The organism is Bartonella taylorii 8TBB (assembly GCF_902825155.1).
In the GTDB taxonomy this organism is placed as follows: Bacteria; Pseudomonadota; Alphaproteobacteria; order Rhizobiales; family Rhizobiaceae; genus Bartonella; species Bartonella taylorii_A.
In genome coordinates, this window is record NZ_CADEAG010000094.1 from 1 (window position 1) to 504 (window position 504).

The 504-nt window shown below is 34.5% G+C and carries 1 protein-coding gene; it reads left to right on the forward strand.

Annotated elements, in window-relative coordinates; genetic code table 11:
* Positions 1 to 144: 144 nt before the first annotated feature.
* The coding region (locus J7R13_RS08800) for a citrate/2-methylcitrate synthase (RefSeq protein WP_281432497.1) at positions 145 to 504 on the forward strand (360 nt) is incomplete at its 3' end.

The following is a 504-nucleotide window of genomic DNA, read 5'->3' on the forward strand; positions in this document are numbered from 1 at the left end:
AAAAAAATACTGGTAGAATGCATAAACTAACATTTATAGAAAATCTATACAAAAAATACGGCAGAAACTCTTTAACTATATATTTCCTTTTCCGACAAAGCGGCATCTCAATTTCATAGATGAAGGGATCTGAAAGGAATATTAATGTCTGAGAATAAATCATATATTATCGTAAATGATAAAAAAATAGAATTGCCAGTGCATAAAGGAACCATTGGGCCTGATGTAATTGAAATTACTTCTCTTTATAACGAAACTGATAGTTTTACTTATGATCCTGGGTTTACCTCAACCGCTTCTTGTGAATCAAAAATTACGTATATTGATGGAGATAAAGGAGTATTACTTTGCCATTGTTACTCTATCGACCAATTAGCTGAAAACGGAGACTTCCTCGAAGTATGTTATCGGTTGCGTTACGGTGAATTGCCAACTCAACAAGAAAAAGCTGATATTGACCGCGGGATTATGCACCAGACAATGGTGCACGAAAAATGTACACGG